The 20,923-nt window shown below is 73.6% G+C and carries 22 protein-coding genes; 17 read left to right on the top strand and 5 right to left on the bottom strand.

Translation table 11 applies throughout. The features are described from left to right. The first annotated feature begins 6 nt into the window (after positions 1-6). The 6 genes from AC060K_RS03560 to AC060K_RS03535 all read left to right on the top strand — a co-directional run bounded on the left by AC060K_RS03560 (position 7) and on the right by AC060K_RS03535 (position 4,548). The gene (locus AC060K_RS03560; protein WP_483764084.1) at positions 7-1,170 is read left to right on the top strand and encodes a histidinol-phosphate transaminase; all 1,164 of its coding nucleotides are present in this window, start codon (positions 7-9) and stop codon (positions 1,168-1,170) included. Next, a complete protein-coding gene (gene hisB / locus AC060K_RS03555) occupies positions 1,167-1,766 on the top strand; it encodes an imidazoleglycerol-phosphate dehydratase HisB (RefSeq protein WP_125775327.1) in 600 nt (199 codons plus the stop codon). Before AC060K_RS03560 ends, hisB begins: the two co-directional genes overlap by 4 nt. 4 nt (positions 1,767-1,770) lie before the next feature. Next, a complete protein-coding gene (locus AC060K_RS03550; RefSeq protein ID WP_483764083.1) occupies positions 1,771-2,334 on the top strand; it encodes a hypothetical protein in 564 nt (187 codons plus the stop codon). Then, complete coding sequence (hisH, locus tag AC060K_RS03545; protein WP_483764082.1) at positions 2,334-2,996, top strand: imidazole glycerol phosphate synthase subunit HisH; 663 nt, start codon at positions 2,334-2,336, stop codon at positions 2,994-2,996. The genes AC060K_RS03550 and hisH overlap by 1 nt, the downstream gene beginning before the upstream one ends. 98 nt (positions 2,997-3,094) lie before the next feature. Further along, positions 3,095-3,823: a bifunctional 1-(5-phosphoribosyl)-5-((5-phosphoribosylamino)methylideneamino)imidazole-4-carboxamide isomerase/phosphoribosylanthranilate isomerase PriA gene (gene priA / locus AC060K_RS03540; protein ID WP_483764081.1), complete on the top strand. Its 729-nt coding sequence runs from the start codon at positions 3,095-3,097 to the stop codon at positions 3,821-3,823. Then, positions 3,820-4,548: an SseB family protein gene (locus AC060K_RS03535; RefSeq protein WP_483764080.1), complete on the top strand. Its 729-nt coding sequence runs from the start codon at positions 3,820-3,822 to the stop codon at positions 4,546-4,548. Before priA ends, AC060K_RS03535 begins: the two co-directional genes overlap by 4 nt. 31 nt (positions 4,549-4,579) lie before the next feature. Here AC060K_RS03535 and AC060K_RS03530 read toward each other — a convergent pair whose 3' ends face one another. From AC060K_RS03530 to AC060K_RS03520, 3 genes are read right to left on the bottom strand one after another with little or no spacing between them, the layout of a single operon-like run. Beyond that, entirely contained in the window at positions 4,580-5,314 is a 735-nt protein-coding gene (locus AC060K_RS03530) for a S1 family peptidase (protein ID WP_483764079.1), read from the bottom strand. Beyond that, on the bottom strand, positions 5,311-5,964 hold the full coding sequence (locus tag AC060K_RS03525; RefSeq protein WP_483764078.1) for a hypothetical protein: 654 nt from the start codon (positions 5,962-5,964) through the stop codon (positions 5,311-5,313). Before AC060K_RS03525 ends, AC060K_RS03530 begins: the two co-directional genes overlap by 4 nt. Before the next feature lie 55 nt (positions 5,965-6,019). Next, positions 6,020-6,397 carry a DUF1844 domain-containing protein gene (locus AC060K_RS03520; RefSeq protein WP_483764077.1) on the bottom strand — a complete coding sequence of 126 codons (378 nt, stop codon included), beginning with the start codon at positions 6,395-6,397 and terminating at the stop codon, positions 6,020-6,022. A 105-nt stretch (positions 6,398-6,502) separates the two neighbouring features. Here AC060K_RS03520 and AC060K_RS03515 point away from each other — a divergent pair, with 105 nt between their 5' ends. The 6 genes from AC060K_RS03515 to AC060K_RS03490 all read left to right on the top strand — a co-directional run bounded on the left by AC060K_RS03515 (position 6,503) and on the right by AC060K_RS03490 (position 12,150). Continuing rightward, on the top strand, positions 6,503-6,937 hold the full coding sequence (locus AC060K_RS03515; RefSeq protein ID WP_483764076.1) for a Fur family transcriptional regulator: 435 nt from the start codon (positions 6,503-6,505) through the stop codon (positions 6,935-6,937). 49 nt (positions 6,938-6,986) lie between these two features. Beyond that, positions 6,987-9,203 carry a catalase/peroxidase HPI gene (gene katG / locus AC060K_RS03510; RefSeq protein WP_483764075.1) on the top strand — a complete coding sequence of 739 codons (2,217 nt, stop codon included), beginning with the start codon at positions 6,987-6,989 and terminating at the stop codon, positions 9,201-9,203. A 346-nt stretch (positions 9,204-9,549) separates the two neighbouring features. Next, positions 9,550-10,521: a translation initiation factor IF-3 gene (infC, locus tag AC060K_RS03505; RefSeq protein ID WP_483764314.1), complete on the top strand. Its 972-nt coding sequence runs from the start codon at positions 9,550-9,552 to the stop codon at positions 10,519-10,521. Positions 10,522-10,619: 98 nt separating this feature from the next. Further along, positions 10,620-10,814 (top strand): 50S ribosomal protein L35, encoded by a 195-nt coding sequence (gene rpmI / locus AC060K_RS03500; RefSeq protein WP_483764074.1) that lies wholly within the window; start codon positions 10,620-10,622, stop codon positions 10,812-10,814. A gap of 65 nt (positions 10,815-10,879) precedes the next feature. Then, positions 10,880-11,263, top strand: a complete 384-nt coding sequence (rplT, locus tag AC060K_RS03495; RefSeq protein WP_483764073.1) for a 50S ribosomal protein L20 — start codon at positions 10,880-10,882, stop codon at positions 11,261-11,263. 50 nt (positions 11,264-11,313) lie between these two features. Further along, a complete protein-coding gene (locus tag AC060K_RS03490) occupies positions 11,314-12,150 on the top strand; it encodes a TrmH family RNA methyltransferase (protein ID WP_483764072.1) in 837 nt (278 codons plus the stop codon). Positions 12,151-12,205: 55 nt separating this feature from the next. On the opposite strand, the gene AC060K_RS03485 is transcribed toward AC060K_RS03490, so the two are convergent. Beyond that, positions 12,206-13,144 carry a hypothetical protein gene (locus tag AC060K_RS03485; protein ID WP_483764071.1) on the bottom strand — a complete coding sequence of 313 codons (939 nt, stop codon included), beginning with the start codon at positions 13,142-13,144 and terminating at the stop codon, positions 12,206-12,208. Between the two features lie 110 nt (positions 13,145-13,254). On the opposite strand from AC060K_RS03485, the gene thpR reads away from it, so the two are divergent. Then, a complete protein-coding gene (thpR, locus tag AC060K_RS03480; RefSeq protein WP_483764070.1) occupies positions 13,255-13,872 on the top strand; it encodes an RNA 2',3'-cyclic phosphodiesterase in 618 nt (205 codons plus the stop codon). A 54-nt stretch (positions 13,873-13,926) separates the two neighbouring features. Here the strand turns inward: thpR and AC060K_RS03475 are convergent, their stop codons facing one another. Beyond that, on the bottom strand, positions 13,927-14,637 hold the full coding sequence (locus tag AC060K_RS03475; protein ID WP_483764069.1) for a hypothetical protein: 711 nt from the start codon (positions 14,635-14,637) through the stop codon (positions 13,927-13,929). 362 nt (positions 14,638-14,999) lie between these two features. Here AC060K_RS03475 and pheS point away from each other — a divergent pair, with 362 nt between their 5' ends. From pheS to AC060K_RS03455, 4 genes are all read left to right on the top strand, one after another. Next, positions 15,000-16,076 (top strand): phenylalanine--tRNA ligase subunit alpha, encoded by a 1,077-nt coding sequence (gene pheS, locus AC060K_RS03470; RefSeq protein WP_483764068.1) that lies wholly within the window; start codon positions 15,000-15,002, stop codon positions 16,074-16,076. Between the two features lies 1 nt (position 16,077). Next, positions 16,078-18,648, top strand: coding sequence for a phenylalanine--tRNA ligase subunit beta (gene pheT / locus AC060K_RS03465; protein WP_483764067.1), 2,571 nt, complete (start codon positions 16,078-16,080; stop codon positions 18,646-18,648). Continuing rightward, positions 18,641-19,474 carry an SDR family NAD(P)-dependent oxidoreductase gene (locus AC060K_RS03460; RefSeq protein ID WP_483764066.1) on the top strand — a complete coding sequence of 278 codons (834 nt, stop codon included), beginning with the start codon at positions 18,641-18,643 and terminating at the stop codon, positions 19,472-19,474. The genes pheT and AC060K_RS03460 overlap by 8 nt, the downstream gene beginning before the upstream one ends. Before the next feature lie 96 nt (positions 19,475-19,570). Continuing rightward, the gene (locus tag AC060K_RS03455; RefSeq protein ID WP_483764065.1) at positions 19,571-20,848 is read left to right on the top strand and encodes a hypothetical protein; all 1,278 of its coding nucleotides are present in this window, start codon (positions 19,571-19,573) and stop codon (positions 20,846-20,848) included. Positions 20,849-20,923: the final 75 nt, after the last annotated feature.

The raw sequence follows: 20,923 nt of genomic DNA, 5'->3' as shown, positions 1-20,923 counted from the left end.
GGGGCAGTGACCACGACCCCCAGCACGGGACGCCGGGCCGTGCTGCCCCTGCGTCCCGAGCTCGCCGACGAGGAGCCCTACGGCGCCCCGCAGCTCGACGTGCCGGTCCTCCTGAACGTCAACGAGAACCCGTACCCCCCGGACGACGACGTGGTGGCGACCATCGCGGCCGAGGTGACCCGGGCCGCACGCAGCCTCAACCGGTACCCGGACCGCGACTTCCCGGCCCTGCGCGCCGACCTCGCGGACTACCTGATGCTCGAGTCCGGCGTCTGCATGGAGGGGTTCGACGTCTGGGCGGCCAACGGCTCCAACGAGGTCATGCTGCACCTGCTGCAGGCGTTCGGCGGGCCCGGGCGCACCGCGCTGTCCTTCGCGCCCACGTACTCGATGTACCCCGAGTACGCCCGTGACACGCACACCGCGTGGGTCACCGGCCGCCGCGAGGAGGACTTCACGCTCGACCCCGCTGCCGCGGTCGCCGCCGTGGCCGAGCACCGCCCCTCCGTGATCCTCCTGGCCAGCCCCAACAACCCGACGGGGACGGCCCTGCCGACGGCCACCATCGAGGCGGTCCTCGCCGCCGCCCGCGACGTGGACGTGGACGGCACCGGAGCGCCCGCCGTCGTCGTCGTCGACGAGGCGTACGCCGAGTTCCGCCGCGCCGGGACGCCGTCGGCCCTCGCGCTGCTCGCCGACCACCCGCACCTGGCCGTCTCCCGCACCATGTCCAAGGCGTTCGCGCTCGCGGGCGCGCGCGTGGGCTACCTGGCCGCGAGCCGCGAGCTCGTGGACGCCCTGCGCGTCGTGCGCCTGCCGTACCACCTGAGCGCCGTCACCCAGGCCACCGCCCGTGCGGCGCTGCGCCACCGCGAGTCCCTGCTCGCCCAGGTCGACACCCTCCGGGCCGAGCGCGACGCCCTGGTCACCTGGCTCCGGGCGCAGACCCACGCCGACGGGACGCCGTTCGAGGTGGCCGAGTCCGACGCGAACTTCGTGCTCTTCGGCCGGTTCGCCGACCGGCACGCCGTCTGGCAGGGTCTTCTCGACCACGGCGTGCTCATCCGGGAGACCGGCCCCGACGGGTGGCTGCGCGTCTCCGTCGGCACCGCCGCCGAGACGGCGGCGTTCCGCGACGCCCTCACCCAGGTCCTCAAGGAGATCGCATGACCCGCACCGGCCGCGTCGAGCGCGCCACGTCCGAGTCCAAGGTCCTCGTCGAGCTCGACCTCGACGGCACCGGGCGCACGGACGTCGCCACCGGCGTCCCCTTCTACGACCACATGCTCACCGCCCTCGGCAAGCACTCGCTCATGGACCTCACCGTCCACGCCTCCGGCGACACGCACATCGACGCGCACCACACCGTCGAGGACGTCGCCATCTGCATCGGCCAGGCGCTGCGCGAGGCCCTCGGCGACAAGGTGGGCATCGCCCGCTACGGCGACGCCACGGTGCCCCTCGACGAGGCGCTGGCGCTCGCGGTCGTGGACGTGTCCGGCCGCCCGTACCTGGTGCACGAGGGTGAGCCGGCCGGTCAGGAGTACCACCTCATCGGCGGCCACTTCACGGGCTCGCTGACCCGCCACGTGCTGGAGTCGGTCGCGCACCACGCCGGGATCACGCTGCACGTGCGGGTGCTGGCGGGCCGCGATCCCCACCACATCGTCGAGGCCCAGTTCAAGGCCCTGGCGCGCGCGCTGCGCGCCGCTGTCGCCCTCGACCCCCGCGTCGAGGGCATCCCGTCCACGAAGGGTGCGCTGTAACCGCATGTCCGACACCCCCGCCCCCGGTAGCCCGGCAGACGAGCCGAAGACCCCGGACGACCTCTCCGGGCTCGACGACCTCGACTTCGAGATCCCTGACGACCTCTCGTCGCTGACGAACCCCACCACCGACCCGGAGCTCGCGGTCCTGGTGACCCAGATCGCCGGGGCCGACCCGCTGGCCGCGGCCTGCGCGCTGTCCGGCCTGGACGTCGACGCCGTGCCCACGTCCATCGGGGCGCTGGCCGTGCTCCGCGACCGCACCGGCGACGCGCCTGAGCGCGCCGCGGCGGCCATCTCGGGCCTGGTGCGCGGCGTCCCGCTGGTCCTCGTCACGCGCCGCGGGGAGCAGCTGACGGCGCTGCGCTTCACCGACGGCGAGCGCGGCGACGAGCTGGCCCCGGGCCTCGTCCTGGGTGGTGCCCCGGAGGAGCTGGAGGACCTGCTCACCGGGTTCCGGACGGTCGAGGAGCTCGACGGCGTCGTCGCCTCGTCGTCCATCAGCCGCTTCAAGGCCGTGCGCCTGCTCACCTCGGCCGCGCGCAAGGCGCGCAGGAAGCCGGAGTGATGGGCGCTCCCAAGGTCGTCGTCCTCGACTACGGCTTCGGCAACGTCCGCTCCGCCGTCCGCGCGCTGGAGCGGGTGGGCGCCGAGGCCGAGCTGACCGCCGACCGTACTGCCGCCCAGGAGGCCGACGGCCTGCTGGTGCCCGGCGTGGGCGCGTTCGCCGCCTGCATGGAAGGTCTGCGCACCGTCCGCGGCGGCGAGGTCGTGGACCGCCGGCTCGCGGGCGGGCGCCCGGTGCTCGGCATCTGCGTGGGCATGCAGATCCTGTTCGCCCGCGGGGTCGAGCACGGCGTCGAGACGGAAGGGCTGGGCGAGTGGGCCGGCACCGTCGAGCGCCTCGACGCGCCGGTCGTGCCGCACATGGGCTGGTCCCCGGTCGAGGCGCCCGAGGACTCCGTCCTCTTCGAGGGCATCCGTGACGAGCGCTTCTACTTCGTCCACTCGTACGCCGCCCAGGAGTTCACCCAGGGGCACGACGAGTTCGCGAGCAAGCACTACACGCCGCCGCGCGTGACCTGGGCGCACCACGGCACGCCGGAGCGCGGGGCGCGCTTCGTGGCGGCCGTCGAGGACGGCCCGCTCAGCGCCACGCAGTTCCACCCCGAGAAGTCCGGCGACGCGGGGGCCACCCTGCTCGAGAACTGGGTCCGCTCGCTCGCCTGAGCCGGGCTGCCCGTCACCCGGTGCCCGACGCCGGTCGCCCGCCTCCGCGCGGAGGCGAGCGACCGCCGTCGGGCACCAGCCATCACGACTGGAGAGACATGACCGACCGACTGGTGCTGCTGCCCGCCGTGGACGTCGCCGACGGGCAGGCCGTGCGCCTGGTCCAGGGCGAGGCCGGCTCCGAGACCTCCTACGGCGACCCGCTGTCCGCCGCGCTGGACTGGCAGGCTGGAGGCGCCGAGTGGGTCCACCTGGTGGACCTCGACGCGGCCTTCGGGCGCGGGTCCAACGCCGACCTCCTCGCCGAGGTGGTGGGCCGGCTCGACGTGCAGGTCGAGCTGTCGGGCGGCATCCGCGACGACGCGTCGCTGGAGCGCGCGCTCGCCACGGGCGCCCGCCGCGTGAACCTCGGCACCGCAGCCCTCGAGGACCCGGAGTGGACGGCGAAGGTGATCGCCGAGCACGGCGACCGTGTGGCGGTCGGCCTGGACGTGCGCGGGACCACGCTCGCCGCGCGCGGCTGGACGCAGGAGGGCGGCGACCTCTGGGAGGTCCTCGCGCGCCTGGACGCCGCGGGCTGCGCCCGCTACGTGGTCACGGACGTGACCAAGGACGGCACGCTGCGCGGCCCCAACCTGGAGCTGCTGGCCGACGTCGCCACGCGCACCCCCGCGCACGTCGTCGCCTCGGGCGGCATCTCGTCGCTCGACGACCTGCGGGCGCTGCGCGCCCTGGAGCCCCGCATCGAGGGTGCGGTCGTGGGCAAGGCCCTGTACGCGGGCGCGTTCACGCTGCCCGAGGCGCTCGACGTCGCAGGCCGGCCGTGAAGTCGATCCAGCCCACGTCGGCGTTCGCGGGCGACGACGGGTCGGCCGACGCGGAGCTGACCGAGCTGCTCCAGGGGCACGCCGAGGGGCGCACGCCGCTCGGCGCGGTGGTGGCACGCCTCGCCCAGACCCGCGTGCTGGTGCCGGTGCTGGCCGAGCTGGGCAAGGCCGAGCAGACCGCCGACGGGCTGCAGGTCGACAAGGAGGCGTCGGCCGGGGTGGTCGCCCTGGAGTCGCCCGACGGCCGGCGCGCCCTTCCCGTGTTCACCAGCGTCGCGTCGATGACCGCCTGGCGCGCGAACGCGCGCCCGGTACCCGTGGACGTGCCGCGCGCGGCGCTCAGCGCCGTCAACGAGGACTGGTCCCTGCTCGTGGTCGACCCCGCGGGCCCCGTCACGGTCCTGGTTCCGCGGCCCGCCGTGTGGGCGCTCGCGCAGGGCAAGGAGTGGCGCCCGGCGCTCGTGGGCGGGCCGGACGCGATCACCGTCGACCCCGAGGTGGCGTCGGCGGTGGCGGTCGCCGCAGCGCCGGTGCAGCACGTGGTGCGTGCGCACGCGGAGCCCGGCCGCACGGCGGAGGTCGCCGTGGTGCTCGCGCTCGACCCCGGTCTCGACCGGGCCGGGCTGGACGCGGTCCTGGCCCAGGTCAACTCCCGGCTGGGCGCGTCGGACGTGATCTCCGAGCGGGTCGACTCCCTCGAGCTGAGGATCGGCGCGGCGCGCTGACCGCGCCGCGGCGGCCGGTCCGGCGGACCGGTCAGCCGCACTCCGCGACGGGAGTGAAGGCCGCGTCGTCGGCCAGCATCTGCTGCAGCGTGGACAGGGGCACGAGCAGGCTCTGTCCGTCCGAGGTCTTGGCGTAGACGACGCCGATGACCCGGCCCTCCTGGTCCAGGGCGGCCGAGCCGGACGACCCTGGCTCGACCGGGGCGTCGGTCACGAGGACCTCGCCCAGGTTCGCGTTGAGCGGGTCGTGCGCCGTGCCGATCACCGTGCCGGTCGTGACGGTGAGCGCGCCACCCTCCGGGTAGCCCACCACCGTCACCGGGTCCCCCGCGACCGGGTCGCCGTCGGCAAGCTCGGGGTACGACGGCAGCGGGTCCCGCGTCCGGACCACGGCGAGGTCGGCCAGGGCCGCGGTGGCGGCGGTCCCCACCGCGATGTCGCGCCCGTCGTAGGTGCTCACCTGGAGCTGGTCGGAGTCGGCGACCACGTGCTTGTTCGTGATGAGGGTGTACTCGTCGACGGCGAAGCCCGAGCCGGTCGACAGGGCGGCACAGCCCACGTTCCGGATCCGGACGGCCATGCGCTGCACCGCGTCGAACCCGTCGGGGGACAGGTTGGCGCTGTCCTCGGCGGACAGCGAGGGCGCCAGGGTCGGCACGATGTCGAGCGGCACGGGGTCGGGCAGCTCGGGGAGCACGCCGCAGCCGGCGGTCACCGTGCACGCGAGCGTGGCGGCCGCGAGGGCCGCGGTCAGCCGGTGCCTCACTGTGACAGCTCCGCCTGCAGGGCGGCGTTGGCGTCCGTGGCCCGGGTGCAGAGGTCGGTCACCTGGCTCTCGAAGCGGGCCAGGTCGGCCGGGTCGTACGCTCCGGCGTCCTTGAGGTAGCCGATGAGCTCCTTCTGGCCGTCCGTGCACTGGCCCAGCGCGGTCGCCACGACGCGCGCGGCCTCGCTCACCCGCTCCTGGTACTCGAGATACTGCTGGGAGGCGACGTTCTCGTCGCCCAGCTGGGCCTTCTCGTTGGCCAGGTCGCTGATCCGCTGGTTCGCCGTGGCGAGCTGCTCGCGAGCGGCCGTGAGCTCGGCGTTGACGCCGTCGAGCTGTGTCCGCAGCTCCGCCACCTCCTGCGCGTGCGCCCGGGCCTTGCCCTCCCACGCGGCGGCGTTGTCCTGCCAGCGCACGGTGGTGAGCCACAGGTACGCCGCGACGCCTACCGCGGCCACGAGCAGGAGGGCCAGCACCCAGCCTCCGGACCGGCGGCGCCGGACCGGCTCGGCGCCCAGCGGCGGCGGGGAAAGAGCCGGCGGCGGCCCGCCGGGCGCGCGGCCGTACTGCTGGACGGGCGGCGGCGGCGCGCTGCCCGTGGCCTGCCCGGGCACGTGCCCGGGCAAGGGTGCTGGCGGGTTGCTGGACATGGTCCTCAGGTGTCAGGCGGAGCTGTTCGTCTCAGACCTCCGCTGCGTTCTGGTCTCAGACGACGGAGCCGGTGTACTTCTCGCCCGGGCCCTCGCCGGGCGCGTCGGGGATCACGGAGGCCTCGCGGAACGCCAGCTGCAGCGACCGCAGGCCGTCGCGCAGGGAGCGCGCGTGCTGGTTGCCGATGTCGGGAGCGCTGGCGACCACCAGCGCGGCGAGCGCGTTGATGAGCTTGCGGGCCTCGTCGAGGTCCAGGTGGCCGCGTTCCTCGGCGTCGTCCGCCAGGCCGCACTTGACGGCCGCGGCGCTCATGAGGTGGACGGCGGCGGTCGTGATGACCTCGACGGCCGCGACGTCGGCGATGTCGCGCGTCGCGTCCTCGACGCCGTCCGCCCCGTCGGGCGCCGTGGTGTTCTCGCTGGTGGTGCTCATGGGTCCTATCCTTCCACGCGCCCGCGGCAGGGTCCCGCGCTTCTCGACGCTGCCGAGGCCGTTCCTTCTTTTGACTCATTCAAGAAAACGGGAGAGGCTGGGGTCGTGGACACGACCGAGCAGATCGAGCGGGCGCTCCGCGAGGTCGGGCTCCGGGTGACCCGGCCTCGCGTGGCCGTCCTGGCCGCCGTCGCCGCGCACCCGCACGCCGACGCGGGCACCGTGCTCGCCGTCGTGCGCGAGGGGCTTCCCGACGTCTCCCACCAGGCCGTCTACGACTCGCTGCACACCCTGGCCGACGCCGGGGTCGTGCGGTGCATCCAGCCCACGGGCGCCACGGCCAGGTACGAGACCCGGGTCGGCGACAACCACCACCATGTCGTCTGCCGGCAGTGCGGCGACATCGCGGACGTCGACTGCGCGGTCGGCGAGGCCGCCTGCCTGACGGCGTCCCACGACCACGGCTTCACGATCGACGAGGCGGAAGTCACGTACTGGGGGCTGTGCCCCCGGTGCTCCGCCGCCCGGTCCGAGCCGTAGCACCAGAACCGCTGTGCACCACCGATCCACCAAGCAACGGAGACCCATCTTGTCCGACACGCAAGCCCCTGAGGCGGCGGAGACCGTCGCACCCACCGAGGCCACGAGCACCGGTGGATGCCCGTTCGGGTACGACACCCGCAAGCACCCCACGCAGGGATCGGCCAACAGCGAGTGGTGGCCGAACCGCCTGAACCTCGGCATCCTGGCGAAGCACACGGCCCAGCGTGACCCGCTGGACCCCGGCTTCGACTACGCCGAGGCGTTCGCGTCGCTCGACCTCGAGGCGGTCAAGGCGGACCTGGCCGCCGTCATGACGGACTCCAAGGACTGGTGGCCCGCAGACTTCGGCCACTACGGCGGCCTGATGATCCGCATGGCCTGGCACTCCGCCGGCACGTACCGCTCCCACGACGGCCGCGGTGGTGGCGGCGCGGGCATGCAGCGGTTCGCTCCGCTCAACTCCTGGCCGGACAACGGCAACCTCGACAAGGCACGCCGCCTGCTGTGGCCGGTCAAGAAGAAGTACGGCCAGAAGATCTCGTGGGCCGACCTCATGATCCTCGCCGGCAACGTGGCGCTCGAGACCATGGGCTTCAAGACCTTCGGCTTCGCCGGCGGCCGCGCGGACGTGTGGGAGGCCGACGACGACGTCTACTGGGGCCCCGAGAAGGTCTGGCTCGACGCCGAGCGCTACACGGGCGACCGTGAGCTCGAGGCGCCGCTGGCCGCCGTCCAGATGGGTCTCATCTACGTCAACCCCGAGGGGATCGACGGCGAGGGCGACCCTGTCGCCGCGGCGCACGATATCCGCGAGACCTTCCGCCGCATGGGCATGAACGACGAGGAGACCGTCGCGCTCATCGCGGGCGGCCACACCTTCGGCAAGACGCACGGCGCCCACCCGGACGACCGGCTCGGCCCCGACCCCGAGGCTGCGCCGCTGGAGGAGCAGGGCTTCGGCTGGCGCAACGGCTACGGCACGGGCGTGGGCGCCGACGCGCTCACGTCGGGCCTCGAGGTCACCTGGACCCAGACGCCGGTCCGATGGAGCAACCACTTCTTCGAGAACCTGTTCGCGCACGAGTGGGAGCTGGAGCGTTCCCCGGCCGGTGCCAAGCAGTGGGTCGCGAAGGACGCCGCCGCGGTGATCCCCGCGCCGAACGAGGGTGGGGCGCCGCGTAAGCCCACCATGCTGACCACCGACCTCTCGCTCCGGTTCGACCCGGCGTACGAGGCGATCTCGCGCCGCTTCCTCGAGAACCCGGACCAGTTCGCCGACGCGTTCGCACGCGCCTGGTTCAAGCTCACCCACCGTGACATGGGCCCCAAGGCCCGGTACCTCGGCCCCGAGGTCCCGGCTGAGGACCTGCCGTGGCAGGACCCGCTGCCGGCCGCGCCGGAGCAGGTCGTCGGCGAGGCGGAGATCGGGCAGCTGAAGCAGCTGATCGCGAGCACCGGCCTCACCACGTCCCAGCTCGTGTCCACCGCCTGGAAGGGCGCGGCCTCGCACCGCACCTCCGACAAGCGGGGCGGCGCGAACGGCGGGCGCCTGCGCCTCGAGCCGCAGCGCTCGTGGAAGGTCAACAACCCGGTCGAGCTCGAGCCGGTGCTGACCGCGCTCGAGGGCGTCGTCGAGACGTTCAACGCCACGAGCCCCGTCAAGGTCTCGTTCGCCGACGTGCTGGTCCTCGCCGGCGGCGTGGGCGTGGAGCAGGCGGCGAAGGCCGGCGGCCTCGACGTGACGGTCCCGTTCACCCCCGGCCGCGTGGACGCCACGCAGGAGCAGACCGACCCGGAGCAGTTCGCCTGGCTCGAGCCGGTCGCCGACGCCTTCCGCAACTACGACAGCGGGTTCCTCAAGCTGCCGAGCGAGTACCTGCTCATCGACCGCGCCAACCTGCTCGGCCTCACCGCCCCCGAGATGACGGTGCTGCTGGGCGGCCTGCGCGTGATCGGCACCAACTGGGACGGCTCGAACCTGGGCGTCCTCACGCAGAACCCCGGCGCCCTGACGAACGACTTCTTCGTCAACCTGCTCGAGCTCGGCCTCGAGTGGAAGCCGTCGGCCGACGAGCAGACGTTCTCCACGACGGACGGCCGCTGGGCCGGCTCCCGTGTCGACCTCGTGTTCGGCTCGAACTCCGAGCTGCGCGCGCTCGCCGAGGTCTACGCCTCCGACGACGCGAAGGAGAAGTTCGTCAAGGACTTCGTCGCCGCGTGGGTCAAGGTCATGGAGCTCGACCGCTTCGACCTGCACAAGTGACACCGGCCCCCGCCCGGGCCCACGGCCCGGGCGGGGGAGGTCACACCCTCCGGGCTGGGGCCGGAGCGAGCCGCGTGCTAACCTTGGGACTCGACCGACCTGACGCTGCCTGAATCTGATCCTGGATCGGAGCCGGCGGCGCCAGGTGTCTCAAGTGGATCCCATCCCACCCGAGCTTCGACCGAGCGCGCCAGACGTGCCGACGGAGGCCGGGTCACCTGGTCGGGCGGAGCCGTCGTCCCAGACGACGTCCTTCGCCCCTTCCGTGATGGCCTCCACCTGTGCTCAGGGCGGGGGCCTTCCTCGTTCCTGGCGGTCGCACCGACGACTTACCTAGGAGCATCACATCAGCGAGCCTCGCATCAACGATCGGATCCGCGTCCCCGAGGTCCGACTCATCGGTCCTGGCGGGGAGCAGGTCGGCGTCGTCCGCACCGAGGTTGCCCTGAAGCTTGCCCAGGACGCGGACCTGGACCTCGTCGAGGTCGCACCGGACGCCCGCCCGCCCGTCGCCAAGCTCATGGACTTCGGCAAGTTCAAGTACGAGTCCGACATGAAGGCGCGTGAGGCGCGGCGCAACCAGGCGAACACGGTCCTCAAGGAGATCCGCTTCCGCCTGAAGATCGACCCGCACGACTACGGCACCAAGAAGGGCCACGTCGAGCGCTTCCTCTCGGCCGGCGACAAGGTCAAGGTCATGATCATGTTCCGTGGCCGCGAGCAGTCGCGCCCGGAGATGGGCGTGCGCCTCCTGCAGCGGCTGGCGGAGGACGTGGCGGAGCTCGGCTTCGTCGAGTCCATGCCCAAGCAGGACGGCCGCAACATGACCATGGTCCTGGGCCCGGTCAAGAAGAAGGCCGACGCGAAGGTGGAGCAGCGCAAGCGCTCGGCCGAGGTCAACTCGCAGCGCATGACGAAGTCCGAGGCGAAGGCCGCGGCCCGCGGCACGGACGAGGGCGACGACGTCGACGAGATCGACGAGGTCGACGAGATGGAGCAGTCGGAGCAGGCCGAGCCGGCGCAGCAGACGGACTGGGCCGAGGAGGCCCAGAACGCCGCCGCAGCGGTCGAGGCCGCCGCGGAGGAGGCCTCGGCTCAGCCCGAGCCCCAGCCTGCTGCCGAGCCCGAGCCGGTCGCGAAGGAGGCCCCCAAGGCTCCCGCCGCTCCGGTGCGTGCGCCCGCCAAGGCCCCCGCGGCGCCGTCGGACACCACGCCGGCCGCGCCCAAGGCTCCGGCCCCCAAGCCCCCGGTTCCCCGACCGGCTGCACCGCGGCCCGCCGCGCCGAAGCCGAAGCCGGCCCCGCGCCGGGCCGGCTGACGCCGGGAGGCTTTTCGACACACGGCCCGGCCCACCGGCCAGGCCCGTACCCCGTCGGCCGCACCCGCGGTCGACCGACACGAGGAGAGACGGCAGTCATGCCGAAGAACAAGACGCACTCCGGCGCCAAGAAGCGGTTCCGCATCACGGGCACCGGCAAGGTCATGCGCGAGCAGGCGAACGCTCGCCACTACCTCGAGCACAAGTCGAGCAAGCTGACTCGCCGGCTTTCCGAGGACCAGGTCGTCGCGCCCGCTGACGTCAAGAAGATCAAGAAGCTGCTCGGTAAGTGACCCGTCGGCGGCCTCTGCCGCCCGGACCCCACCTTCCGGCCCCGAAGTAAACCAAGGAGCTACACGTGGCACGCGTGAAGCGGGCGGTCAACGCCCAGAAGAAGCGCCGTACGACCCTTGAGCGCGCCAGCGGTTACCGCGGCCAGCGCTCGCGTCTCTACCGCAAGGCGAAGGAGCAGGTTACCCACTCGCTCGTCTACGCCTACCGCGACCGCAAGGCGAAGAAGGGTGACTTCCGCAAGCTGTGGATCCAGCGCATCAACGCTGCGGCCCGCGCCCAGGGGATGACCTACAACCGCCTCATCCAGGGCCTCAAGGCCGCTGGTGTCGAGGTGGACCGCCGCATGCTCGCGGAGCTCGCGGTCAACGACATCGCGGCGTTCAACGCGCTCGTCGAGGTCGCCAAGGCTGCTCTGCCGGCGGACGTCAACGCCCCGGCCGCGGCCTGAGATTGACCCAGCACACCCCGGACGCCCGGCCAGTACCCCTCCCGCCTGACGTGACGCTCGCCAACCCGCGAGCCGACCGCGTCAAGGCGGTACGGGCACTGGCCGGGCGTCCGGCGCGTTCCCGGCACGGGCAGTTCCTCGTCGAGGGGCCGCAGGGCGTGCGGGAGGCGGTGCGGTTCGCCGCGGCGGACGTCCGCGACGTCTACCTCACGGAGGCGACCGCGGAGCGCTACCCGGAGATCCTGGCCCACGCGGCGGCGTCCGGGGTGCGTGTTCACCTGGGCACGCGCGAGGTGCTCGAGGCGATGAGCCCCGATGCCCAGGGCGTGCTCGCGGTGCTGCGCACCTCGCCCACGACGCTGGACGAGGCGCTGGCCGCCCGGCCCGCCCCCCGCGCAGGGCGCCCGCTGCTGGTAGCTGTGCTGGCGACGGTCCGCGACCCCGGCAACGCGGGGACGGTGATCCGCGCCGCCGACGCCGCGGGCGCCGACCTCGTGGTGCTCGCGGGCGAGAGCGTGGAGCTGCACAACCCCAAGGTGGTCCGGTCCACGGCGGGGTCGCTCTTCCACCTGCCCGTCGTCAGCGGGCTCACGCTGCCGGACGCGGTGGCGCGCCTCCGTGCCGCCGGCTGCCAGGTCCTCGCCGCGGACGGGGCCGGCGACCACGACCTGGACGACCTGCTGGACGCGGCCGGCGGCGGTCGGGCACCCGACCTCGCGGGGTCCACGGCCTGGGTCTTCGGCAACGAGGCGTGGGGCCTGCCCGAGGAGGACCGGGCGCTGGCCGACGCCGTGGTGCGCGTGCCGATCCGCGGCCGGGCGGAGTCGCTCAACCTGGCGACGGCGGCGACGGTCTGCCTCTACGCGAGCGGCCGGGCGCAACGCTGACGACTCGTGCAGAGCGGACGGCGCGCGCAGCGCTGACGACGCCTGGGCGCCCGGGTCAGCGGCCGAGGCGGTGACGCACCCAGCCGAGGCAGGCGAGCGCCTGGGCGCGCTGCTGGGACCGGACGTGCGGGAGGCCCGGCGGGGCCGGGACGAACGACCGGCTGATCAGGCGGCCCATGCTCGCGGCGAGGTAGCTGGTCACGGCGCTGTCGGGCACCCCGCCCGGCAGCGGATGACGCCACAGGACCTCGGCGATCGTCGGCCCGCCCTCGGCCTCGATGACCGAGAGCAGCTCCACCTGGTTCACCCACGGCGCGCCCCTGCCCGCTCCCATCCATTCCGTCGCCAGGGCGCCGTCGGTCCCGTCGGCGGGGAACATCATGCACTCCCTCCCCAGGCCACCGTGTACCAGGGCGTCGCCCTGCATCACGGCCCGCGCGCCGTCGGCCGCCGCGGCGACCGCGTCGATGTGCTCCGTGAGCCACGGGCCGAAGGCCGCCAGCTCGGCCGGCCGCTCGGTGGCCAGGTGCTCGCACGCGTCCCACGGGCCGTCCTCGACGGGCTCCAGGGTGCCGGCGGGCACCGTGGTGGCGCTGATCGCCTGGGCCAGCGCGATCGCCCGTGCGACGTCGGTGCTGTCCCACCCGGCGAGCGGACGCACGTCCGTGTCCGCGTAGGCCACGACGACCCAGGAGTCGTAGACGCCGAAGTCCTCGTCGAAGGACCACAGGTACTGGCGGGCCGGCGCCCCGGCGGGCAGCTCGCTCACCACCTCGACCTCCCGCCGGTACATCGCGTGCGCCAGCGGGCTGGTGGCGTTCACGGCGTGGATCAGCACCCGGTCCGTGGAGGTCTGCAGCCGGGCGGTGAAACCGGGCAGCAGCCCGTTGCTGCTGGTCGACCACACGAGGACCGGCGCGCCGAGCCGCGCCGAGATGCGCTCACGCACCGGCGGGGGAAGGTCCGGCCAGCCGGGGACGGGAGCGTGACTCATGGGCAGATCATGTCGGAGTGCGGAAATGACCGACAAGTTCGGCGGCGCCCGCGCGGGCCCGGCAGGGGAGAGCCGGCGGTCGGGCACGCCCGGCGGACTAGGATCGGCGGGTGCGTCTGTTCACAGCGGTGTTCCCTCCCGCCCACGTCCTGGACCACCTCGACCTGGCGTTGCACGGCGTCGGCGCCAACCTCACCGTGTCCGACGCGAACCGCGGCGGGCCGCGCTGGCTGCCCCGGGAGACGCAGCACATCACCCTCGCGTTCTACGCCGACGTGCCCGAGGGGAGCGTCCCGGACCTCACCGACGAGCTGGCGGCGCTCAGCAAGGAGCACCGTCCGTTCGAGCTGCGCCTGCGCGGGGCCGGCACGTTCTCGAGCAAGGTGCTGTGGATCGGCGTCGACGGCGAGACCAGCGCGCTCACGGACCTCGCCGGCGCGTGCCTCGACGCGTCGCCACGTGAGGTCCCCGAGGACCTGAAGCCGCACCGCCCGCACCTGACGGTGGCGCGGGCACGGGCCGGCCAGGTCAAGCCGCCGCGCGGCCGGTGGCGGCGCGCCCTGGAGGGTCCGCGGTCGGAGCTCGAGCCCGCGGCGCAGGCGCTGTCGGTGTACGCGGGGCCGTCGTGGCGGGCGGAGTCGTTCGCGGTCGTCGAGTCCCGCATGGGGGAGGGGCCGCAGGGCGGTCCGCTCTACACGCCCGTGGAGTGGTTCCCGCTGGGCGGCTGACCCGGACTCTCCGCGATCCGGCGCCTCAGCCTCCCCGCGCCCGCCGAGGCGCTTTCAGCCGGCCGCGACGAAGATCACGATCGAGGCCACGAACGCCCCCAGGCAGAGGGCGAGGGCTCGGGCCCACGGCGCGAACGGGACCGACGTGACCCCGCGGGCGCCCACGGCGCCGCCCAGGGTGCTCGGCCAGGCCTCGGTGGGGCGGGTGACCCCGGACGGCCGGGGCAGCTCGGGTCCGGCGGGCGTGGTCCCGGCCCGGCCGACGGCCCAGACCAGTGCGAGGATCAGCAGCACGAACAGGACCATCCCGCCGACGACCATCGTGATCGCGGCGACCGTGGTGGTCGCATCCTCCACGGCGGCGTCACCTGCCGGCAGGCGCACGAGCGCGATGAGGAGCGAGACGGCGGCACCGATGCCGAACCAGCGCCAGAACCGCACGGGCCGCCGCGCCCGCCCGGTGAGCGCCCCGGGCATGGGGCCCACGCCGCCGGGCACGCTGTCGTGGACGACGTTCCCCGCAGGGCCCGGTGTTCCCCACGCCGGCACGTGCGACACCCCGCCCGACGACGCCTGGGTCGCCTGCTGCTCGGGCCGCCCCTTGCGCTGCAGCAGCCGGCGTGGACGCAGGTCCTGGCCCAGTGTGTGGCCCAGCGGGTCGGACGGGCCCGGCGTGACCGAGCCGTAGCGGGGCCAGCCGGAGGCGCGCTCGCCACGGGTGCGCCGCCGGTCAGGCGCAAATCGGGAGGTGTCGTCCTCGCTCACGGGTTCAGTGTGGCAGGTCGGGGCGCGGAGCGGCAGGGTGCGGGGAGCCCGTCGTGCGCCGCCCGCTCTGGCAAAATAGTGTGCCAAGCATCTACGGCATCGCGCTGCGCCGGCGGTTGCAGGATCGGGATTGCCGCCTGCGGTCCCGGCGTGCCACGATGGCCGTATGCAGCACCGCACCCGCCGATTTACGTGGCCCGTCACGGGCCGCGCGGCAGGCGCTGCGCGCGGACGCTGATCCGTCCCTGTGGACGACGCGTCCTGAGCCCTGGCGGGCACCTAGACTGCAACTGCCGCGTCGAACGCGCGCCCGGCGAGCCGGGGGTGGGTCCGCGGCTCCCGACCCCGCCAGGAAGGCAAGCATGTCCACGCCCGATCTGAAGCCGGCGTCCGACGCCGAGACCGCTCCGCCCGACCCGCTCGACGAGTCCGCCCTCGACGCCGCCGTCGACGCCGCCCTCGCCGCGATCACGGCCGCGCCGGACCTCGAAGCGCTCAAGGCCGTGCGCACCCAGCACACCGGCGACCGGAGCGCCCTCGCTCTCGCGAACCGTGCCATCGGTGCGCTGCCCGGGCCCGACAAGGCCCGTGCGGGCAAGCTCGTGGGCCCGCGCCGCGGGCGCATCAACCAGGCGCTCGTCACCCGCCAGAGCGAGCTCGAGGCGGAGCGCGACTCCCGGGTGCTCGCCGAGGAGTCGGTGGACGTCACGCTGCCCGTCCAGCGTGCCGCCCAGGGGGCCCGCCACCCGATCGAGCTGGTCCAGGAGCGCATCGCCGACTTCTTCGTCGGCCTCGGCTGGGAGATCGCCGACGGCCCGGAGCTCGAGGCCGAGTGGTTCAACTTCGACGCACTGAACTTCGGCCCGGACCACCCGGCCCGCCAGATGCAGGACACCTTCTACGTCGAGGGCGACAGCAACCTGGTGCTGCGCACGCACACGTCTCCGGTGCAGGCGAGGTCGCTGCTGGCGCGGGGCGTGCCCCTCTACATCGCGTGCCCGGGCAAGGTGTTCCGTACCGACGCGCTCGACGCGACGCACACGCCGGTGTTCCACCAGGTCGAGGGCCTCGCCGTCGACAAGGGACTGACCATGGCCAACCTGGTGGGGACGCTGGACGCGTTCGCGCGGGCGATGTTCGGGCCGGAGGCCCGCACACGGCTGCGCCCCTCGTTCTTCCCGTTCACCGAGCCGTCCGCCGAGATGGACCTGTGGTTCCCGCAGAAGAAGGGCGGCGCCGGCTGGATCGAGTGGGGCGGCTGCGGCATGGTCAACCCGAACGTGCTGCGCTCCGCAGGGATCGACCCTGAGGTGTACAGCGGCTTCGCGTTCGGGATGGGGATCGAGCGCACGCTCATGCTGCGCCACTCCATCTCGGACATGCACGACATCGTGGAGGGCGACGTGCGCTTCTCCACCCAGTTCGGGACGGAGATCTGACGTGCCTCTGATCGTGAAGGAGTGGCTCGCCGACCATGTCGAGCTCCCTGCAGACCTGACGGCGGAGCAGCTGGCCGCCGACCTCGTGCGCGTGGGCCTGGAGGAGGAGGCCGTCCACGGGGCAGCCGTGACGGGTCCGCTCGTGGTGGGTCGCGTGCTCGAGCAGAACCCGGAGCCCCAGAAGAACGGCAAGACCATCAACTGGTGCCAGGTGGACGTGGGCGTGCACAACGTCGACGGCGTCCCGGCGGCCGACGGCGGCACTCCGCGCGGCATCGTGTGCGGCGCGCACAACTTCGGCCCCGGCGACCTGGTCGTCGTCGCGCTGCCCGGCGCGGTGCTCCCCGGCCCGTTCGCCATCGCGAGCCGCAAGACCTACGGGCACGTGTCCGACGGCATGATCTGCTCGCAGCGCGAGCTCGGGCTGGGCGACGACCACGAGGGCATCATCGTGCTGCCGCGGCTCGGGTACGCCGAGGCGGACCTCACACCTGGACAGGACGCCGTCGAGCTGCTCGGCCTCGGTGACGAGGTCCTGGAGATCAACGTGACCCCCGACCGCGGCTATGCGTTCAGCTACCGCGGGGTGGCGCGCGAGTACGCCCACTCCACGGGTGCGAAGTACCTGGACCGCGGGCTGCCCACGGGCGCGGAGCCCGCCGCCACGGTGGACGGCTTCGAGGTGGTCGTCGACGACGCGGCGCCCATCCACGGCGTGACCGGGTGCGACCGGTTCGTCACGCGGATCGTGCGTGGCATCGACCCCGCGGCGCCCACGCCCCGGTGGATGAAGCGCCGGCTCGAGGGCTCGGGCATGCGGTCGATCTCGCTCGCGGTGGACATCACCAACTACGTGATGCTCGACCTGGGCCAGCCGCTGCACGCCTACGACCTGGAGAAGGTGGCGGCGCCGATCGTCGTGCGCCGGGCCGTGCCGGCCGAGAGGCTGACCACGCTGGACGACGTGGACCGGGCGCTGGACGCCGAGGACCTGCTCATCACCGACTCGCCGTCGGGCCGGGGCAGCCGGGTGCTCGGCCTGGCCGGCGTGATGGGCGGTGCCTCGTCCGAGGTGTCCGGCACTACCACGGACGTGCTGGTCGAGGCCGCGCACTTCGACCCGATCACCGTGGCCCGCTCGGCGCGCCGCCACAAGCTGCCGAGCGAGGCCGCCAAGCGGTTCGAGCGCGGCGTGGACCCGCGGCTGCCGGCCGTCGCCGCGCAGCGCGTGGTCGAGCTGCTCGTCGAGCTCGGCGGCGGCACGGCGGACCCGGCGGTCGGCGACGTGGACACCACGACGCCGTCGGCTCCCGTCACGCTGCGCCTGACCGAGCCGTCGCGACTGGTCGGCGTGGAGTACACGCCCGAGCAGGTGCGGGCGACGCTGGAGGAGGTCGGGTGCGTCGTCGAGGCCGGCGGTGAGGGCACCCTCGTGGTGACCCCGCCGAGCTGGCGGCCCGACCTGACGGGCTCGGCCGACCTGGTCGAGGAGGTCGTGCGTATCACGGGCTACGACAAGGTGCCGTCGGTGCTGCCCGCCGCCCCCGGTGGCCGTGGACTCACGGCCGAGCAGCGCACCCGGCGCGCGGTCGCCCGCGCGCTGGCCGAGGCCGGGTTCGTCGAGACGCTCAGCTACCCGTTCGTGGGCGCGGCGGAGGTGGACGCCCTCGGGCTGCCCGCCGACGACGAGCGGCGCGTCGCCGTCCGGCTGGCCAACCCGCTCGCCGACGACAGGCCGCTCCTGCGGACCAGCTTGCTGGTCACGCTGCTGGAGACGGTCCGCCGCAACGTGTCGCGCGGTCTGACCGACCTCGCGGTGTCCGAGATCGGCCTCGTCACCCGTCCGCGGGCCGGGGCGCCTGCCGCGCCCACCCTGCCGGGCGGCGTGCGACCCACCTCGGAGCAGCTCGAGGCCCTCGCCGTGGCGGTCCCGGACCAGCCGAGGCTGGTCGCCGGCGTGCTGACCGGCCGCCGGGAACGCGCGGGCTGGTGGGGCGAGGGCCGTGCGGCCGACTGGGCCGACGCGGTCGCTGCCGCGCGCCTCGTCGTCGACCGGACGGGGGCCGAGGTGACGGTGTCGCCCGACCCCGACCGCCTGCCCTGGCACCCGGGCCGGTGCGCCCGGTTCACGCTGGCTGACGGCACGGTCGTGGGCCACGCGGGCGAGCTGCACCCCAAGGTGGTGGAGACCCTCGGCCTGCCGCCCCGTGCCGCCGCGTTCGAGCTGGACCTGTCGACCCTGGTGGCAGCCGCCCCGAGCGCCCCGGTGCAGGCGGTCCCGGTGTCCGCGTTCCCTGCTGCGAAGGAGGACCTGGCGTTCGTCGTGGACGCCTCGGTCCCGGCGGAGGCGGTCCGCCGCGCCGTCGTGGACGGCGCGGGTGACCTGCTCGAGGACGTCTCGCTGTTCGACGTCTTCACGGGGCCGCAGCTCGGCGAGGGCAAGAAGTCGCTGGCCTATGCGCTGCGGCTGCGCGCCGCCGACCGCACGTTGTCGGCTGACGACGTACGGTCCGTCCGGGAGGGCGTCGTCGCCGCGGCCGCCGAGCAGGTGGGGGCGGTCCTGCGTGGCTGAGGAGCACCAGCAGTCGGTGCGGGCGGGCGCCGAGGTGGCGCCCGCCCGCACGGCGCTCGTCACCGGGGCGTCGCGCGGCATCGGCAGGGAGATCGCTCTGGGTCTCGTGCGGGCAGGGGTCCACGTGGCCCTCCTCGCGCGGGACGAGGCACGGCTCGAGGCGGTCGCCGCGGAGGTCGCCGACGCCGTCGCGGGTCAGGACGTGCGCGCGGTGGCGATCGCCGCTGACGTGACGTCGTTCGACGACGTCGCGTTCGCCGTGCAGCGTGCCGAGGAGGAGCTCGGCGGGGTCGACCTGCTGGTCAACAACGCCGGGCGTGTCGACGCCGAGGTGCCGTTGTGGGAGGCGGACATCGACGAGTGGTGGGGCGTCTTCGAGACGAACGTCCGCGCCCCGTTCTGGTTCTCGCGGCTCCTCGTCCCAGCGATGCTGGCCCGCGGCGGCGGCCGGGTCGTCGAGCTCTCGTCGGGTGCGGCGACGAACGAGATGTCCGGCACGAGCGCCTACAACGGCAGCAAGACCGCGCTGCTCCGCCTGGGTGCGAACCTGCACGCGAGCGGCTACCCGCGGGGGCTGCGCGTCTTCGAGGTCGCACCCGGCGTGGTCCCCACCGACATGGCGACCGGGATGCGGCTGCACGCGGGCCGCACGGAGTGGACGCCGGTGGAGCGTACCGTCGACATGGTGGCCGCTATCGCGCACGGAGAGCTCGACGCGTGCTCGGGCTGGTACCTGCGCGTCACGGACGACACCCCGGAATCGTTGCGAGAGCTCGCAGCACAGGCCGGGCCCGACACACGGAGGCTGCGGGTGCGGCCGTCGTAGAGCCGATGTCACGCGCCGTTCACTAGGTTGCCCTGGTTTGGTCTGGATTGCGCCTCTACGTTGGGCGGGTCCTGTCGACTCTCCCAAGGAGCGCTCATGCGATCGTCGCGCCCGAACCACCGACCAGCCGCTCACGCTGCCGTGACCCTGCTCGCCGTCGTCGGCCTGCTGGTGCCCGTCTCCGCAGCAGCGGCCGACGCGTCGGAGTCCGCGTCCGAGTCCGCCACGACCGCGGTCGCCGCCGCCGCGACCACGCTCACGGCGAGCAACTTCCGCTACACGCTCTCCACCACGCCGACGTCGCTGGTGTCGGCGCTCGACGCGGCCCTGCCCAACGTGACCATGGGTTCCGTCGCCGCCGACGGGAATCGCGCGGGCGTGGCCTGCTCCGCTCCCGTGACGCACCGGGTGGCGTCGTTCTGCTGGAACTCGGGCGACCGCGACACCACCGAGTGGTACCCGCAGGGCATCACGACGAGCGCCGACGCCTACGGCGAGGCCACCTACGACGGCCGCCGGATCCTCCTCGCGAGCTGGTACGACAACAGCGGCACCTCCCCGAACAAGGGCGTCCGCATCAGCGTCGTCGACCTCACGGCGGGCACCGCCGCGCCGTCGTACCGGCACATCCTGCTCGTCGAGCCGTCGGGGACCACATCGGCGCCGTCGTTCAAGCCGGTGACCGTCCACGCGGGCGGCATCATGTGGTACGGCAACCTGCTGTACGTGGCCGACACGAGCAACGGCTTCCGCGTCTTCGACCTCGACCACCTGTGGCAGGTCTCCACCGGCGACGAGTCGAAGGTCGGCCGGCAGGCCGACGGGACGTACCACGCGTACAACTACAAGTACGTGCTGCCGCAGACCGCCCGGTTCACCGACTCGACCGTGGGCGGCTACGCCCAGCTGCGGCACTCGTCGGTGGCGCTCGACCGCACGTCGTCGCCCGACTCCGTCGTCGTGACGGAGTACCAGACCTCGACCGACCTCGCGGGCGGCTCCCAGGTCCGGACGGTGCGGGTACCGATCGACTACACGAACCGCTACCTCAAGCCCGCGTCCGACGGGATCATCAAGGCGACGGAGGCGTACCGGATCGACCTGGAGAGCGTCCAGGGGTCCGTCGCGATCAACGGCGAGCTGTTCTACTCGCAGAGCGACGGGACCAACTTCTCGGACCCCAGCTCGGCCGGCGACCTGCACACCTGGGACGCGCCGTCCGGCTCGTTCGTCCGGCACGGCGACGCGCTCGCCGTCGGCGCGGAGGACGTGTCGTACGACCCGACCCGCGACCAGCTGTGGTCGCTGAGCGAGCACCCGGGCTACCGCTGGGTCTACGCGGTGGACGCGTCGTCCTTCGCGTCCAGCTTCTGATCCCGGGATGCCCGACGCCGGACTGGTGGCCGCCCCCGGGGGGCGACCCCTCCGGCGGCGGGCCCCCGCAGGGCA

The organism is Antribacter sp. NEAU-D49, from assembly GCF_057158775.1.
This window is presented reverse-complemented; position numbering and strand designations above follow the sequence as displayed.

Bases quoted from the DNA above. Each gene is read 5' to 3' on its own strand.
- priA (WP_483764081.1), top strand. From the start codon at position 3,095: ATGACCGACCGACTGGTGCTGCTGCCCGCCGTGGACGTCGCCGACGGG.
- AC060K_RS03455 (WP_483764065.1), top strand. From the start codon at position 19,571: ATGCGATCGTCGCGCCCGAACCACCGACCAGCCGCTCACGCTGCCGTG.
- AC060K_RS03485 (WP_483764071.1), bottom strand. From the start codon at position 13,144: ATGAGTCACGCTCCCGTCCCCGGCTGGCCGGACCTTCCCCCGCCGGTG.
- AC060K_RS03520 (WP_483764077.1), bottom strand. From the start codon at position 6,397: ATGAGCACCACCAGCGAGAACACCACGGCGCCCGACGGGGCGGACGGC.
- pheS (WP_483764068.1), top strand. From the start codon at position 15,000: ATGTCCACGCCCGATCTGAAGCCGGCGTCCGACGCCGAGACCGCTCCG.
- rpmI (WP_483764074.1), top strand. From the start codon at position 10,620: ATGCCGAAGAACAAGACGCACTCCGGCGCCAAGAAGCGGTTCCGCATC.
- hisB (WP_125775327.1), top strand. From the start codon at position 1,167: ATGACCCGCACCGGCCGCGTCGAGCGCGCCACGTCCGAGTCCAAGGTC.
- AC060K_RS03525 (WP_483764078.1), bottom strand. From the start codon at position 5,964: ATGTCCAGCAACCCGCCAGCACCCTTGCCCGGGCACGTGCCCGGGCAG.
- AC060K_RS03550 (WP_483764083.1), top strand. From the start codon at position 1,771: ATGTCCGACACCCCCGCCCCCGGTAGCCCGGCAGACGAGCCGAAGACC.
- hisH (WP_483764082.1), top strand. From the start codon at position 2,334: ATGGGCGCTCCCAAGGTCGTCGTCCTCGACTACGGCTTCGGCAACGTC.